We start from the raw sequence: 16,400 nt of genomic DNA, 5'->3' as shown, positions 1-16,400 counted from the left end.
CATCGACGACGCACAAGCGCTGCCGATACTGCCCAGATGGTGAAATTGGTAGACACGCCAGCTTCAGGTGCTGGTGACCGCAAGGTCGTGGAAGTTCGAGTCTTCTTCTGGGCACCAATTTCGAGTTTGAGACTAGATCAGTTTCAAGACTCACACAAAAACCCGCGAAAGCGGGTTTTTTGCATTCTAAGGAAAGGATTTGTTAAAACCGATTTATTAAAATTAAATCAGGGGTTTACAGATCAAAAAGCGCTCCGTATAGTGCGCCACATCAACAGCGGCAACGCTTGCGATGATTGCCCAGATGGTGAAATTGGTAGACACGCCAGCTTCAGGTGCTGGTGACCGCAAGGTCGTGGAAGTTCGAGTCTTCTTCTGGGCACCAATTCAAATTCAAGGTTACGACCCTGAATTTCTCAAAAACCCGCGAAAGCGGGTTTTTGCGTTTCTGCTCTCCTGAAACTCCAAGCGACCCACTCGAAATTCGATTGCCCCCCCTGTAGGAGCTGCCGAAGGCTGCGATCTTTTGATCTTGTTTTTTGAAAGCAAAAGTCAAAAGATCGCAGCCTTCGGCAGCTCCTACAAGGACGAGCAGCAACTGCAGTACCAGACCCCGTCCAGCCCCGCAAGGCGCACTTGAGAAACAATATCGTTTATCATTGTTGCAAGATTTTGCAATGCGACAGTGAGGAACCCTGAGAATGACGTTTCGAAATACCCTGCGCCGAGGCTTGACCTTCACCCTTCTCGGCCTGGCACTCGCCACTCCCCTCACCCAGGCTGCCGATGCGGTTTCCCTGACTCTCTACAATGGCCAGCACAAGGAAGTCGGCGATGCGATCGCCAAAGCCTTCGAAGCCAAGACCGGCATACACGTTAATGTCCGCAAGGGCAGCAGCAATCAGCTTGCCAGCCAGATCGTCGAAGAAGGCGACCGCTCGCCCGCCGACGTGATCTACACCGAAGAATCCCCGCCACTGAACAAACTTGGCGAGCAAGGCCTGCTGGCCAAGGCCGATGACGCCACCCTGGCTGTGCTGCCGGAAAAATACGTCGCGAGTAACGGCACCTGGATCGGCGTGACCGCCCGGGTCCGCGTGGTTGCCTACAACCCGAAACTGATCGATGAGAAAGACCTGCCGAAATCGGTGATGGAGTTCTCCGATCCGCAATGGCAAGGCAAAGTCGGCTTCGTGCCAACCAGCGGCGCGTTCCAGGAACAGGCCGTGGCCATTATCAAGATGCACGGTCGTGACGCCGCCGAAGAATGGCTGACCGGTCTGCGCGCATTCGGCAAGACTTACAGCAACAACATGGTCGCGCTCAAAGCGGTGGAAAACGGCGAAGTCGCCACCGTGCTGGTGAACAACTACTACTGGTTCGCCCTGCAGCGCGAGAAAGGCAAACTGGATTCGAAACTGCACTACTTCACCGGCGGCGACGTCGGCGGCTTGATCACCGTCTCCAGTGCCGCTGTGCTGAAATCCAGCAAACATCCAAAAGAAGCCCAGCAATTCCTCGCCTATATGGCCAGCGAAGAAGGTCAGCGGGTGATCACTCAGACCACCGCCGAATATCCGCTGCACAAAGGCATGGCATCGGATCGCGGCCTCAAGCCGTTCAGCGAGCTGGAAGCGCCGAATGTCACCCCGGCCGACCTGGGTAATGCTGAAGAAGCACTGGAACTGGAACGTGAAGTTGGCTTGAACTGATGACCGCATCGTTAGCCACCCCCGCCGCGCGCGGGGGGTACGTGCCACAACGCAAGCGGCCGTCGATCTGGCTGGTGCTGCCAGTGTTGTTGCTGGTGGTGATGAGCCTGCTGCCGCTGGCGTATGTCGGGCTGAAAACGTGGCAGGCCGGCTGGGCCGAAGCGCTGCACTTGTTGTGGCGCCCTTACGTTTTCGGCCTGCTGCGCAACACCTTGGCATTGATGGTCGGCGTGACCGTCACCTGCGGCGTGATCGGTCTGTCGCTGGCCTGGCTGCTGGAACGCAGCAATTTGCCGGGGCGACGTCTATGGGGCGTGATTTTATGCCTGCCGTTCGCGGTGCCGGCATTTGTCAGCAGCTTCACCTGGGTGTCGTTGAGCGCACAGTTCGAGGGTCTGGGCGGTGCGATTCTGGTGATGAGCCTGTCGAAATACCCGCTGATTTTCTTGCCTGTCGCAGCGACCCTGCGCAATCTCGATCCATCCCTTGAAGAATCCGCCCGCACCCTGGGCCAGAACCGTTGGGGGGTGTTTTTTCGCATCACCCTCCCCCTGCTCTGGCCATCGCTGCTGGCCGGCTCGTTGCTGATCGCCTTGCACATGCTGGTGGAGTTCGGCGCGCTGTCGATCATTGGTCTGCAAACCTTCACCACGGCGATCTATCAGCAGTTCGAACTGGAGTTCAGCAACGCTAATGCGGCGATGCTTTCGGCGGTATTGCTAGCACTGTGCCTGGTGCTGTTATGGCTGGAACTGCGCGTGCGCGGCAAGGGCCGACACGTACGCACGGGCCAGGGCGCGGCACGTCAGGCCGAACAAGTCAGGCTCGGATCCTGGGCCGCTGTCGGTCAGGTGTATTGCCTGACGCTGGCGATTATCGGCAGCGGGATTCCACTGGGCATGTTGGCGTATTGGCTGGCCGTCGGGTCATCGGCGGCATTCCCGGTCGCGGCAATTACCGAGGCGCTGCTGTCGTCGCTGGCGTTGTCACTGGGTGGCGCAGCGCTGTGCCTGCTGCTGGCGGTGCCGGTTGGCCTGCTGGTGGTGCGTTACAAAGGTCAACTGGCGATCTGGGCCGAGCGCCTGCCGTATCTGTTGCATGCACTGCCAGGTCTGGTGATCGCTCTGACGCTGGTGTATTTCGCCCTGCATTACGTTCCGGCGCTGTACCAGACATCTGGTTTGCTGCTGATCGCTTATGCGCTGCTGTTTCTGCCGTTGGCTCAGGCACCGATTCGCACCGCCCTGAACAAGGCTGCGCCGCAACTCGAAGAAGCCGCGCGCACTTTGGGCGCATCGTCGTTCACGGCGTTTTGTCGGGTGACGCTGCCGATCATTTTCCCGGCATTGGGCGCGGCGTTTGCGTTGGTTTTTCTGGATGCGATGAAGGAATTGACGGCGACCTTGCTGTTGAGTCCGACCGGACTCAACACCTTGGCGACCGAAGTCTGGGCGCATACCGCGAATGTCGAGTTTGCAGCGGCGGCACCTTATGCGGCGCTGTTGATATTGGTTTCGGGGTTGCCCGTCTATCTGCTGACTACGCGGATGTATTTGAGCCGCTGACAAAGCAAAAAGATCGCAGCCTTCGGCAGCTCCTACAGGGGATTTTGCGTTTCCCTGCAGGAGCTGCCGAAGGCTGCGATCTTTTGGTCTTCAGGCCCGGAACTGCCCCAGGCTCGCCTTAAGCTGCGCAGCCAAGCCATCCAGGACCTTGCCACTGGCCGTGGTTTCCACCACAGCCTGAGCCGCTTTTTCAGCCTGCACATGAATCGTCTCGACGCGCCCACGTACCGCTTGCGCACCCGCAGCCTGATGCGCCGCCGCCTGCGTTGCCAGACCAATCGCCGCGTGCACCTGCTCGACCGAAGCTTGCACCGACTGCTGCAGCCGCGCACTGTCGCGCAGCACCAGCAAACCTTCACTGGCCTGACGCCCGGCCTGGCCAATCGCCTCGACCGCCTCCCGCGCGCCCTGCTGCAATGCGACGATGTGTGCCTGGATGTCGCCGGTAGAGCTTTGTGTCTTGCTCGCCAGCGCCCGGACTTCGTCTGCCACAACAGCGAAACCTCGTCCGGTTTCGCCAGCCCGCGCTGCTTCGATCGCAGCGTTCAATGCCAGCAGGTTGGTCTGCTCGGCGATCCCGTGGATGACCGTCAGTACTACTTCAATCTGTTCACTCTGCTGCGCGAGCCGCTCGATGACTTTCGCCCCCGTGTCGACCTGCCCCGCCAGCGCCTCGATCAGACTGCCGACCTTGGCCGACGTGCGAGTGTTCTCATCAGTGGCCTGACGAATATCAACCACCTGCTTCAACGCTGCCTGCATCGCGTGGCTTTCCGATTGGGCCTCGTCCGCCATTTGCGAAAGCGCCCGCAGACTTTCCGCGACTTCGTCACGCTGCATCCCGGCCGCCGCATCGGCACCGGCATTGCGCAGCGTCATCGCGCCAATTTCCACGCCTGTACGCTGGGCCACATCACCCGCCTCACGCACGATCGGCTGCAACTTGTCGACAAAGCGGTTCACCGCTGCTGCCATGTCGCCGATCTCGTCCTTACTGTTGATCTGCACGCGCTTGGTCAGGTCGCCCTCGCCCGCCGCCAAGTCGTCCATCGCTGCATTGAGCATTTTCAAGCGGTTGACCACGCGATGGCCGAGCACCACGGCCAGCAGCAACAGCACGCCGCAGCCGACTAGAGCGAGGCCCATACCGATGCGCCAACGCAAGGTCGCGGCAGCGTCCTGCACAGTGCTCGCCGTATTGGATTTCATCTCGGCTGCGGTGGATTGTGCCGATTGCAGACGCGCGCGCATCGCTGTGGCGCTGTCGGCTGCGGCGCCTTTGAGGCTGTCGCCGACCAGTTGATCGCTGCTCGCGATCAATGCCGAGAAGCGTTTGTCGAGCGCAGCCAGATCGGTCTCTACCGAGGCCGTGGAGACGCCCATCAGCACCTTGCCGATTTCAACGCCGTTTGGGCTGATCGACGCTTCGAGGTAATAAACCGACGGATCGTTCTTTGCCGCATCCAGCACTTTATCCAGCGCACGTTCGCCCTGGCCCTTCTCCAGCAAGGCCTTGTTGATCGGATTTTCGCGATTGAGGTAACGGGTCAAATGTTGGCCAGTAGCGTCGTCGTAGACCACGAACAGCACATTGGGATTGCGCTGGGCGCGCCGGGCAAACTCGGACAGTGTCGGCACGTCGCTGTCCCACATGGCGCGGGGTGCGACCGAAGCCAGCAATTGGGCCATGTCATTGGCCGAATCCTTCAAATCCTTTTCCAGCGTCGCACGCAATTGCGCCTGTTCGTCCTTCAGGCGCGAAGACAAACCAGCGGTAAGACGCTGACGGGTACTGGCGGACAAGGCGTCGAGACTCGACGTAACTTCACGCCCGGCCTGCTCCAGCTCCCCGGAGAGTTTCTGGCTGTCGGCACCGAGGCGCACCGCCAGATCAGCTTCCAGTGCCGTGACCGTGCTCCGCGTCAGGGCAACGGCCACCAACACCTGCACCAAAAGGGCGATACCAAGGGTAACGAACACGGGCCGCAACAGACGGCTTTGTAACAGTGAGAGAACGGCTGACACTATGAATCCCTCTACTTCTGACGCCATTAAATTGATGGCACTCTTGTAGGAAGATTCACAGCAAAGGTCATGCCGTCCTACAGGCATAAACGACAAAGGCCCCGATTAAGGGGCCTTTGTTTTTTACATCAACGACTTATCAAGCAAACGGATGACGCAGAACGATGGTTTCGTTGCGATCCGGGCCCGTCGAAATAATGTCGATCGGCGCGCCGATCAACTCTTCAACACGCTTGATGTAGGCACGAGCGTTAGCTGGCAGCTCTTCCAGGGTTTTGGCACCCACGGTCGATTCGGTCCAGCCCGGCACTTCTTCGTACACAGGCTGGAGGCCCACGTAGCTGTCAGCGTCAGTTGGAGCAACGTCCTTGCCTTCGGCGTCTTTGTAGCCGACGCAGATGTTGATGGTTTGCAGGCCGTCGAGCACGTCCAGCTTGGTCAGGCAGATACCCGAGATGCTGTTCACATCGATAGCGCGACGCAGGATAACGGCGTCGAACCAGCCGCAACGACGGGCACGGCCGGTGGTAGCGCCAAACTCGTGACCTTGCTTGGCCAGGTGCGCACCCACGTCGTCAAACAGCTCAGTCGGGAACGGGCCCGAACCTACGCGAGTGGTGTAAGCCTTGGTGATGCCCAGGATGTAGTCCAGGAACATCGGGCCAACGCCCGAACCGGTCGCCACGCCACCCGCGGTGGTGTTGGAGCTGGTCACGTACGGATAGGTACCGTGGTCGATATCGAGCAACGAACCCTGAGCACCTTCGAACATGATGTCTTTGCCGGCGCGACGCAGGTCGTGCAGCTCGGCCGTCACGTCCAGCATCAGCGGCTTGAGCAGTTCTGCGTATTCCTTGCACTCGGCGAGGGTTTTTTCGAACTCGATGGCCGGCTCTTTGTAGTAACCAACCAGCATGAAGTTGTGGTAATCCACCAGTTCACGCAGCTTGTCTTCAAAGCGCGGCATGTTGAGCAGGTCGCCAACACGCAGGCCACGACGGGCAACCTTGTCTTCATAAGCCGGGCCAATGCCGCGACCGGTAGTACCGATCTTCAGCTCGCCACGGGCCTTTTCACGAGCCTGGTCCAGCGCTACGTGGAAGGACAGGATCAGCGGGCAGGACGGGCTGATACGCAGGCGCTCGCGCACCGGTACGCCTTTCTCTTCCAGCTTGGTGATCTCGCGCAGCAAGGCGTCAGGTGCAACCACTACGCCGTTGCCGATCAGGCACTGCACGCCTTCGCGCAGCACGCCCGACGGAATCAGGTGCAAGACAGTTTTTTCGCCGTCGATCACCAAGGTGTGACCAGCGTTGTGGCCACCCTGGTAGCGCACTACGGCGGCAGCATGTTCGGTCAGCAGATCAACGATCTTGCCTTTGCCCTCATCACCCCATTGGGTGCCCAGGACTACGACATTCTTACCCATAACACTTGTCCTCATTCGCGCAAACTTGGTGCCGGCGATGGCCGGCAGGAAAACTCAAGAAGCCAGTGGCGATACTTGCCAAAGCCCGTTCTGCTGAATCAATTGCCGGTCGCAGTCCGCATCACGGGCGGCGGCCAAAGGTTGTCCAGGCAATGCCTGAACGACACGCTGACCCTCACTGCGCAACTGACAAACCTGCTGCCAGAGTGCTGCATCCGTACTGTCAGGCATCCAGATACCGCCAGACGGTAGCTCGATCTCAGCACGCCCCAGGGTCACCAGGGTTTTCAAATCGGTGGAAAAGCCAGTCGCCGGACGGGCGCGACCGAAGTCGGCACCGATGTCGTCGTAACGGCCGCCCTGAGCGATGGACTGGCCAACGCCCGGTACGAACACCGCGAACACCACACCGGTGTGGTAGTGATAACCGCGCAACTCGCCCAGATCAAAGTACAGCGGCAGCTCCGGGAAGCGTGCCGACAGGCGCTCGGCTATCGCCAGCAAATCTTCCAGTGCATCCAGCACCGGCGCCGGCGCATTGGCCAGACGCTCGCGGGCAGCGCTCAACACTTCACGGCCGCCGCACAAGTCAACCAGCGCACGGAGCATGCCGGACAGATCGGCCGGCAAGCCTTCGGTCAAGGTAATGACCTCGTCGATGGCCTTGCGTTGCAACGCATCGAACAACTGCTGTTCGACTTCACCGGACAGGCCGGCGGCGCGCGCCAGACCACGGTAGATCCCCACGTGACCGAGATCCATGTGCACGTCCGGCACATCGGCCAGTTGCAGCATGGCCAGCATCAGGCTGATCACTTCAACGTCGCTGCTCGGGCTGGCATCGCCGTACAACTCGGCGCCTAACTGGATCGGACTGCGCGACGACGACAATGCACGCGGTTGGGCGTGCAATACGCTGCCGGCGTAGCACAGACGGCTCGGGCCCTCGCGACGCAGGGTGTGCGCATCGATGCGCGCCACTTGCGGCGTGATGTCGGCACGGAAACCCATCTGCCGCCCCGACTGCGGGTCGATGACCTTGAAGGTACGCAGATCGAGGTCCGAGCCTGCGCCGGTCAGCAGGGATTCCAGGTACTCGATATGGGGAGTCACGACAAACTCGTAACCCCAGCTCTGGAACAGATCCAACACCTGACGACGCGCGACTTCAATGCGCGCAGCTTCTGGTGGCAGTACTTCTTCGATGCCATCTGGCAGCAGCCAGCGGTCTACCGTTGCCATTACGCCATTCCCCTTTGATCCGGGCGGCCAGCACTAGGGCGAGCCTTGAGTGAAGCAGAAAATGACCGGTCCGTTCAAAACGCACGCGCATGAACGACGCAGCGAAAGGCCTTTAACCGGCTTCGCCCATCACTTTCCTCGAAAAACTGTCGAGCCATTCAACCCGATGTTCTGCAGTAACAACAGCAATCAAACGTGCAGACGCAAAAAAGCCGGGAATTTCCCGGCTGCCGCATCATACACACGTTTTCCCAAAGGATCACCCCGCCCGAGGTTTTAGCCGCCGGGCGGAATGATTCAGGTCAACGCCGTATCAAGGCTTGGACTTTTCCAGGTAACGGAAGAAGTCGCTGCTTGGGTCGAGGACCAAGACGTCGGATTTGTTCGCGAAGCTTTCACGGTAGGCGCGCAGGCTACGGTAGAAACCGTAGAACTCCTGATCCTGACCGTAGGCCTTGGAGTAGATCGCAGCGGCCTGGGCATCACCATCACCGCGAACCTCTTCAGATTCACGATAGGCTTCAGCCAGCAGCACGCGGCGTTGACGATCGGCGTCGGCACGGATGCCTTCAGCCAGTTCGTTACCCTTGGCGCGGTGCTCGCGAGCTTCACGCTCACGCTCGGTGCTCATACGTTCGAACACACTGCGGTTCACTTCTTTGGGCAGGTCGATGGCCTTGACCCGGACATCGACGACTTCGATACCCAACTCTTTTTCCGCCATCTTGTTCAGCGACGCGGTGATGTCAGCCATCAGCGCATCACGCTCGCCCGACACGACTTCGTGCAGGGTGCGCTTACCGAACTGGTCACGCAGACCGGATTCCAGTCGACGGGAAAGACGCTCGTCGGCGATCTGCTTGAGGCCGGAAGTTGCGGTGTAGAAGCGCTCGGCATCTTTCACGCGCCACTTGGCGTAGGCATCGACCATCACGGCTTTCTTTTCCAGGGTCAGGAAGCGCTGCGTCGGTGCATCCAGCGTCAGCAGGCGAGCGTCGAACTTGCGCACCTGGTTGACGTAAGGCACTTTCACATGCAGACCCGGCTGGACATCGGCCTGAACCACACGACCGAATTGCAGCAACACCGCACGCTCGGTCTGAGCCACGATGTAGAAGCAGTTCCAGCCAACCAGTACGACAACGACGCCAACGATCAGGGCGATCAGCGATTTATTGCTCATCAGCGGGTCTCCCTTGTGCGCGACTGCGGCACGTCAGTGACATGCGGCGTGACGTCCGTGTTGCTGCTGGCGGCGGCCGAACCGGTTACCGGTGCGCTGCCCGAACTGTTCTGGATCATTTTGTCCAACGGCAGGTAAAGCAGATTGCTCTGGCCGTCCTTGTTGCCGGTCACGAGTACCTTGCTGGTGTTGCTGAAGACTTCCTGCATGGTGTCCAGGTACAGACGCTGGCGGGTGACTTCAGGCGCCTTGCGATACTCGGCGACCAGTTTGGTGAAGCGATCCGCCTCACCCTTGGCGCGCGAGACCGTTTCGTCGCGGTAACCGTTGGCATCCTCGAGGATACGCTGGGCCTGACCACGAGCTTCCGGCACCACGCCGTTGGCGTAGGTTTCTGCCTGGTTGCGCGAACGCTGCTCGTCTTCACGGGCACGGATCACGTCATCAAAGGCTTCCTGTACTTCACGCGGTGCAGCGGCGCTCTGTACGTTGACCTGAGTAACGGTGATACCGGTGCGATAGGTATCGAGGAAACGCTGGAGACGCTCCTTGATTTCGCTGGCCATCAACTCACGACCTTCGGTCAGCACCTGATCCATCGCGGTGGAACCCACCACGTGACGCAGCGCACTTTCGGTCGCGTGCTGCAGGCTGATTTCCGGCTGGTCGACGTTCAGCACGAAGTCCTGCAGGTTGCTGATCTTGTACTGCACGGTCAGCGGCACTTCGACGATGTTCTCGTCTTCGGTCAGCATCTGGCCCTGCTTGGTGTAGGCACGCTCACGCGTGACGTTCTCCATGTACTTTTTATCGATCGGCGGGAAGTAGATGTTCAGACCCGGGCCGACGGTTTCGTAGTATTTGCCGAAGCGCAGCACTACGGCTTGCTCCTGCTCGTCCACTACATAAACCGCGCTGTACAGCCAGACAGCCGCCAGCACAACGAGGGCGATACCGATCAGACCGCCGAAGCCGCCACCGCTCTTGCCCGAACCACCGCCGTCATCACCACCGCGTTTCTTGCCACCACCGAACAAACCGTTCAGGCTTTCCTGCAGCTTTCGGAAGGCCTCGTCGAGATCTGGTGGCCCCTTGCGGTCGCCGTTATTGCGGCGCTTGCCACCCCAAGGATCCTGATTATTCGAGTTGCCACCCGGCTCATTCCAAGCCATAGCGCTCTCCATCTGATAAAGCAAAGACGCACCCACGGCGCGCCGACCAATGCTACAGAATGCCTGACGTTGCGGCACAACCGCTTTGTCAGGCTTTTATTGCAAAGTGTGTTGCTCGATGAATTCCATCGGCTGCAATCCTTCGCGGCTTACCAGTCGATTCAACTCGACCCGGGGCAAACGAACGGCCAGCAGGCTGATGCCTTCTTCGTCGTGCTCTTCTTTTTGCACCGCACCGAGTTCGAAAAACTGCGCACGCAGTCGAGCGAATTGTTGCGGCAAGCGCAATGTACCCACAAACAAATCACCGCCCAGCAACTCGGAAATGGCTTGTTCAAGTAATTCCAGACCACTGCCATCACGCGCCGACAACCATACCCGTTGCGGCTTGCCATCGGCATCGCGCTGGATTTGTGGCTCAACACCTTCAAGCAAATCGAGTTTGTTATAGACCTCGAGGATCGGCAAGTCCTGGGCGCCAATCTCGCCCAGCACCACCATCACCTGCTCGATCTGCAACATGCGATCCGGTTCGGCTGCGTCGATAACGTGCAACAGCAGGTCGGAGTTGCTCGACTCTTCGAGCGTAGACCGAAAAGCCTCGACCAGCTTGTGTGGCAAGTGACGAATGAAACCAACCGTGTCGGCCAGAACAATCGGCCCCAGGTCGTCCAGTTCCAGACGGCGCAAGGTCGGGTCCAGCGTGGCGAACAATTGATCAGCCGCGTACACGTCGGATTTGGTCACGTTATTGAAGAGCGTGGATTTACCGGCGTTGGTATAGCCCACCAGAGACACGGTAGGAATATCCGCACGCGAACGGCCGCGCCGCGACTGCTCACGCTGGCTGCGCACTTTTTCCAGCCGGCCCTTGATCTGACGCAGGCGAACCCGCAACAGACGACGGTCGGTTTCAAGCTGGGTTTCACCCGGACCGCGCATGCCGATACCGCCACCCTGACGCTCAAGGTGAGTCCAGCCACGAACCAGCCGCGTGCTCATGTGGTCAAGCTGGGCCAGTTCAACCTGGAGCTTGCCTTCATGGGTTCGGGCGCGCTGGGCGAAAATATCGAGAATCAGACCGGTACGGTCGATCACGCGACACTCGAAAACACGTTCGAGGTTACGTTCCTGACTGGGCGTGAGGATGTGATTGAAAATCACCAGATCGGCCTTTTCGGCATGGACCAGATCGCGCAGTTCCTCGACCTTGCCGCTGCCAATCAGGAATTTGGCAGTTGGCCGATGACGCGGCACGTTAAAAAACGCAACGGTCTCGGCGCCTGCCGAATTAGCCAGTTCCTGAAACTCCTGCGGATCTTCGCGCGCCTCAGGGTCCTGTCCATCCAAGTGAACGAGGATTACTCGCTCACCACCACCGTGGCGCTCAAAGAACAAAGGAGACTCCTATCAGGCGTTACCTGGCTCAGCGTCACCTGCTTCGGATTCGGTTGCGCTAGGCAGACGAATTGGACGAACCGGCACGACTGTCGAGATAGCGTGTTTGTAAACCATTTGGCTCACGGTGTTTTTCAGCAGGATCACGAACTGGTCGAACGACTCGATCGTGCCTTGCAGTTTGATACCGTTGACCAGGTAGATGGAAACCCCAACTTTCTCTTTACGTAAAGTATTCAGGTAAGGGTCTTGTAGCGAATGCCCTTTTGACATGTGCCGCACTCCTTTAAGGATTCAATAATAAAAATAGGTAATTCAGATGGCTTTGGCCGTCACACCCCCAAGGATAGACGGCAATTGCAAGGACTCAGCTCAATATGGAGATGGTCCCAAGGTATTTCAAGGCGCGCGGCAGATTGTCGCAATCAAGGCTGTCGAGCCAGTGCAGATCTTCCCAACTGCGCAGCCAGGTGAACTGGCGCTTGGCCAACTGGCGCGTGGCGATGATGCCGCGCTCCTGCATTTCAGCCAATGTCAGCTTGCCATCCAGGTAGTCCCAGACTTGGCGGTAGCCTACCGCACGTATAGACGGCAACCCCGAATGCAGGTCACTTCTTTTACGCAGGGCTACGACCTCGTCGATGAATCCCTGTTCCAACATATTTGTGAATCTTTGTTTAATGCGCTCGTGCAGTACCTGACGATTCGCCGGAGCAATGGCCAAGTTCGCGACAGTATAGGGCAATTGTTGAAGTCCCGAAGCGGCTGCTTCAGTACTTTGCGCAGATTGTTGCTCACGTAGCGCAGTCATGCTCTGACCACTGACCCGATAGACTTCCAGCGCGCGACTCAAGCGCTGTGGATCGTTCGGATGAATCCGCGCAGCGGACACCGGGTCGATCACCGCCAATTGATCGTGCAGGGCTTGCCAGCCAAGGCGTGCAGCCTCTTCTTCGATCTGCGCGCGCACCTCGGGATCGGCCGCTGGCATATCCGCCAGACCTTCGATCAAAGCCTTGTAATAGAGCATTGTGCCGCCGACCAGCAGCGGAATTTTTCCGCGCGCGGTGATTTCAGCCATGGCTTGCAAGGCATCGCGACGAAAATCCGCAGCCGAATAGGCTTCAACCGGATCGAGAATGTCGATCAGACGGTGAGGATATTCAGCCAGAAGCTCTTTTGAGGGCTTGGCGGTGCCGATGTCCATGCCGCGAAAGACCAGCGCCGAATCGACACTGATCAGCTCGCACGGCAGCACTTTGGTCAACTCGATGGCCAGATCTGTCTTGCCCGCAGCGGTCGGGCCCATCAGGAAAATCGCTGGAGGAAGCTGGCTCATCAACGACCGCGCAAAAACAGTTTGTCCAGATCGTCCAGGCCCAATTGGGTCCAGGTCGGTCGGCCATGGTTGCATTGACCGCTGCGCTCGGTGTTTTCCATGTCACGCAGCAGGCCGTTCATTTCCGGCAGGGCCAGGCGCCGGTTGGCGCGGATTGCGCCGTGGCAGGCCATGGTGCCGAGCAGTTCGTTCAGGTGTGCCTGAATCCGGTCGCTGGTGCCATATTCCATCAAATCCGACAGCACGTCGCCGACCAAACGGTTGGCTTCGGCTTGCTTGAGCAGTGCTGGAATCTGGCGGATCGCCAATGTTTCCGGGCCCAGACGCTGCAATTCAAAGCCCAGTCGCTGGAACCACGCGGCATGCTCTTCGGCGCAATCGGCCTCACGCTGACTGACCGCCAGCGATTCCGGCACCAGCAACGGTTGGCCGCTGAGGCCTTCGCTGGCCATAGCGATCTTCAGGCGCTCGTACATGATCCGCTCGTGGGCAGCATGCATGTCCACCAGCACCAGGCCTTGGGCGTTCTCGGACAAGATGTAGATGCCTTTCAACTGCGCCAATGCGTAGCCGAGCGGCGGAATGTCTTCCTGACCAGCCGGCAATGCATTGGCATTGGCTTCTGGCAACGGCGCGAAAAACTCGCGGTAGGCAGCCTGAGCCTCAGCGGCCGGCGGCACGGCGGATTGCGGACGCGGCGTGTATTGATACTGGTAAGCGCCGCCAGCGCTGGCGCCCGACGACGTGTTGAACGCCGGTTGTGCCTGCGGTTGCTCCAGCAGCGCATTGGCCGCCAGACGCATTTCGCCCTGCGGCCCGAATTCGCCGGCATCAAGCCCTGTCGGACGGACGACGGCAGTGGTGACCGAACCGGCAAGCTGATCTTCCGGGCGCACATCGCCCAACGCACGGTGCAGCGTGCCGTAAAGGAAGTCATGCACCATGCGCCCGTCACGGAAGCGCACTTCGTGTTTGGTCGGGTGAACGTTAACGTCCACCGCCGCCGGATCAACCTCGAAAAACAGCGCAAACGTTGGGTGACGACCGTTGAACAGCACGTCGCGATACGCCTGGCGCACCGCATGGGCCACCAGTTTGTCGCGCACCGCACGGCCATTCACAAAGAAGTACTGCAAGTCCGCCTGACTGCGGTTGAAAGTAGGCAACCCGACCCAACCCCACAGGTGCAAGCCATTGCGTTCGATCTCGATCGGCAGCGCCTGCTCAAGAAAACCCGAGCCGCAGATCGCCGCCACACGCCGGGCGCGGGCCGCATCATCGTGGGCTTCGTGCAGGCTGAGGATGGTCTTGCCGTTGTGGCGCAGATGGAAAGCCACGTCGAAACGCGCCAGTGCCAGACGTTTGATCACTTCTTGCAGGTGATCGAATTCGGTTTTTTCAGTCTTGAGGAATTTGCGTCGTGCCGGCGTATTGAAGAACAAGTCACGCACTTCCACCGAAGTGCCCACCGGATGCGCGGCCGGCTGAACACGCGGCGCCATGTCGCGACCTTCGGTTTCAACCTGCCAGGCCTGATCGGCATCGCGGGTACGCGAAGTCAGGGTCAGGCGCGCCACGGAACTGATCGATGCCAAGGCTTCACCGCGAAAGCCCAGGCTCATCACCTGCTCAAGATCTTCCAGATTACGAATCTTGCTGGTGGCGTGGCGGGCCAGCGCCAGCGGCAGGTCGTCGGCGGAGATGCCGCTGCCGTCGTCGCGAACCCGCAACAGCTTTACGCCGCCCTGCTCGACATCGACGTCGATGCGTTTCGCTCCGGAGTCGAGGCTGTTTTCCAGCAATTCCTTGATCACTGACGCCGGGCGCTCGACCACTTCACCGGCGGCGATCTGGTTCGCCAGCCGTGGGCTGAGCAGTTCGATGCGGGCCATATTCAAGACCTGATTCATTCCTTGGACGCCAGTTCGGTGCCAGGAATGGTCAGGTGCTGACCGGCCTTCAGGTCATCGCTTTTCAGATTGTTGGCGCTGCGCAACGTCGCAGGCGAGACCTGATAACGCACGGCGATCATCGCCAGGGTTTCCCCGGGGTTCACCCGGTGATCACGCGGGCCTTGAGCAATCTTGCCGGAATCGCGCAGCCAGGCGATGTAAGTCCCCGGTGGCGGATTCTGCTGGAAGAACTGCCGTACGCCGCTGCTGATCGAACGCGCCAGCGCTTGCTGGTGGCTCGACGCCGAGAGTTTGTTTGCTTCGTTGGCGTTGGAGATAAACCCGGTTTCAACCAGGATCGACGGAATGTCCGGCGACTTCAGCACCATGAACCCGGCTTGCTCAACACGCTGTTTGTGCAGCGGCGTAACCCGGCCGATGTTGGTCAGGACTTTCTGGCCGACGTTGAGGCTTGAGGTCAACGAGGCAGTCATCGACAGATCGAGCAATACGCCTGCGAGCATACGATCCTTGTCGTCGAGGCTGACGTTGCCAGCACCGCCGATCAGGTCGGAACGGTTTTCACTGTCGGCCAGCCAACGAGCGGTCTCGGAGGTCGCGCCGCGATCAGACAGGGCAAATACCGAAGCACCGAAGGCCGCCGCTGACGGTGCAGCATCGGCGTGGATCGAGACGAACAGGTCGGCGCCCTTCTTGCGGGCAATTTCGGTACGGCCGCGCAACGGGATGAAGTAGTCGCCAGTACGGGTCAGTTCGGCGCGGAAGCCTTTCATGCCATTGACCTGACGCTGCAATTCACGGGCGATCTGCAGCACCACGTCTTTCTCACGCTGCCCGCGCGAGCCGGACGCACCCGGGTCTTCGCCACCGTGGCCGGCGTCAATCACCACAATAATGTCGCGCTTGCCGGCCGGGGCTGGCGGCAGCTTGATTGTCGGTTCGGTCGGGGTGACCGGCACGGCCGGTACCGTCGCAACCCGCGGCGTTGGCGCAGGTGGTGGTGCGGCATCGGCCGGGTTGTCGAACAGATCGACCACAAGACGGTTGCCGTATTGCGCGTTCGGCGCCAGCGAGAAGCTTTTCGGCGTGACGGCTTTTTTCAGGTCGATGACCACCCGCAGGTCGGTCGGCGTGCGCTGAGCCGAGCGCATCGCGGTGATCGGCGTGTTGGCGGTCTGCACATTCAATGGCGCTCCGAGGGTGGCGCCATTGATGTCGATCACCAGTCGATCCGGTGAAGTCAGGGTGAACACGCTGTGCTGCACCGGGCCGCTCAGGTCGAAGACCAGTCGCGTGTTGTCCGGCGCCCGCCACAGGCGCACGCTGTTGACCTTTGAATCGGCCACAGCGTTGACGGTTACTGCCATCAACAACAGTCCAACGGCAGCCACCAACGCGCGAAAGCGCATACCTAACCCCATC

General features: G+C 59.7%; 12 protein-coding genes and 2 tRNA genes. 4 read left to right on the top strand and 10 right to left on the bottom strand.

What is annotated here, in order from left to right:
• The first annotated feature begins 30 nt into the window (after window positions 1-30).
• From ACA061_RS02600 to ACA061_RS02585, 4 genes are all read left to right on the top strand, one after another.
• A tRNA-Leu gene (locus tag ACA061_RS02600) sits at window positions 31-117 on the top strand.
• A 181-nt stretch (window positions 118-298) separates the two neighbouring features.
• Window positions 299-385: transfer RNA gene (locus ACA061_RS02595), tRNA-Leu, on the top strand.
• Between the two features lie 316 nt (window positions 386-701).
• Entirely contained in the window at window positions 702-1,712 is a 1,011-nt protein-coding gene (locus tag ACA061_RS02590; RefSeq protein WP_150602627.1) for an extracellular solute-binding protein, read from the top strand.
• Window positions 1,712-3,277: an ABC transporter permease gene (locus ACA061_RS02585; RefSeq protein ID WP_497300501.1), complete on the top strand. Its 1,566-nt coding sequence runs from the start codon at window positions 1,712-1,714 to the stop codon at window positions 3,275-3,277. Before ACA061_RS02590 ends, ACA061_RS02585 begins: the two co-directional genes overlap by 1 nt.
• Window positions 3,278-3,367: 90 nt before the next feature.
• Here ACA061_RS02585 and ACA061_RS02580 read toward each other — a convergent pair whose 3' ends face one another.
• The 10 genes from ACA061_RS02580 to ACA061_RS02535 all read right to left on the bottom strand — a co-directional run bounded on the left by ACA061_RS02580 (window position 3,368) and on the right by ACA061_RS02535 (window position 16,399).
• Window positions 3,368-5,302 (bottom strand): methyl-accepting chemotaxis protein, encoded by a 1,935-nt coding sequence (locus tag ACA061_RS02580; protein WP_150602629.1) that lies wholly within the window; start codon window positions 5,300-5,302, stop codon window positions 3,368-3,370.
• Between the two features lie 139 nt (window positions 5,303-5,441).
• Window positions 5,442-6,731: an adenylosuccinate synthase gene (locus ACA061_RS02575; RefSeq protein ID WP_150602630.1), complete on the bottom strand. Its 1,290-nt coding sequence runs from the start codon at window positions 6,729-6,731 to the stop codon at window positions 5,442-5,444.
• A 54-nt stretch (window positions 6,732-6,785) separates the two neighbouring features.
• Window positions 6,786-7,973 carry an ATP phosphoribosyltransferase regulatory subunit gene (locus tag ACA061_RS02570; protein WP_150602631.1) on the bottom strand — a complete coding sequence of 396 codons (1,188 nt, stop codon included), beginning with the start codon at window positions 7,971-7,973 and terminating at the stop codon, window positions 6,786-6,788.
• A 313-nt stretch (window positions 7,974-8,286) separates the two neighbouring features.
• Entirely contained in the window at window positions 8,287-9,156 is an 870-nt protein-coding gene (gene hflC / locus ACA061_RS02565) for a protease modulator HflC (protein ID WP_042557389.1), read from the bottom strand.
• Window positions 9,156-10,328 (bottom strand): FtsH protease activity modulator HflK, encoded by a 1,173-nt coding sequence (gene hflK / locus ACA061_RS02560; protein ID WP_150602632.1) that lies wholly within the window; start codon window positions 10,326-10,328, stop codon window positions 9,156-9,158. Before hflK ends, hflC begins: the two co-directional genes overlap by 1 nt.
• Window positions 10,329-10,424: 96 nt before the next feature.
• Window positions 10,425-11,726, bottom strand: coding sequence for a ribosome rescue GTPase HflX (gene hflX / locus ACA061_RS02555; protein WP_042557387.1), 1,302 nt, complete (start codon window positions 11,724-11,726; stop codon window positions 10,425-10,427).
• A 12-nt stretch (window positions 11,727-11,738) separates the two neighbouring features.
• Window positions 11,739-11,999 (bottom strand): RNA chaperone Hfq, encoded by a 261-nt coding sequence (gene hfq, locus ACA061_RS02550; protein WP_007902656.1) that lies wholly within the window; start codon window positions 11,997-11,999, stop codon window positions 11,739-11,741.
• A gap of 94 nt (window positions 12,000-12,093) precedes the next feature.
• Window positions 12,094-13,065, bottom strand: coding sequence for a tRNA (adenosine(37)-N6)-dimethylallyltransferase MiaA (miaA, locus tag ACA061_RS02545; RefSeq protein ID WP_497300500.1), 972 nt, complete (start codon window positions 13,063-13,065; stop codon window positions 12,094-12,096).
• Window positions 13,065-14,975: a DNA mismatch repair endonuclease MutL gene (gene mutL, locus ACA061_RS02540; RefSeq protein ID WP_150602634.1), complete on the bottom strand. Its 1,911-nt coding sequence runs from the start codon at window positions 14,973-14,975 to the stop codon at window positions 13,065-13,067. Before mutL ends, miaA begins: the two co-directional genes overlap by 1 nt.
• Window positions 14,972-16,399 carry an N-acetylmuramoyl-L-alanine amidase gene (locus ACA061_RS02535; protein ID WP_210554449.1) on the bottom strand — a complete coding sequence of 476 codons (1,428 nt, stop codon included), beginning with the start codon at window positions 16,397-16,399 and terminating at the stop codon, window positions 14,972-14,974. Before ACA061_RS02535 ends, mutL begins: the two co-directional genes overlap by 4 nt.
• Between the last annotated feature and the right edge of the window lies 1 nt (window position 16,400).

This window comes from Pseudomonas sp. LBUM1668, assembly GCF_059695715.1.
Note: the sequence above shows the minus strand (reverse complement) of the source record. Positions and strands in the feature narration are given on the sequence as shown.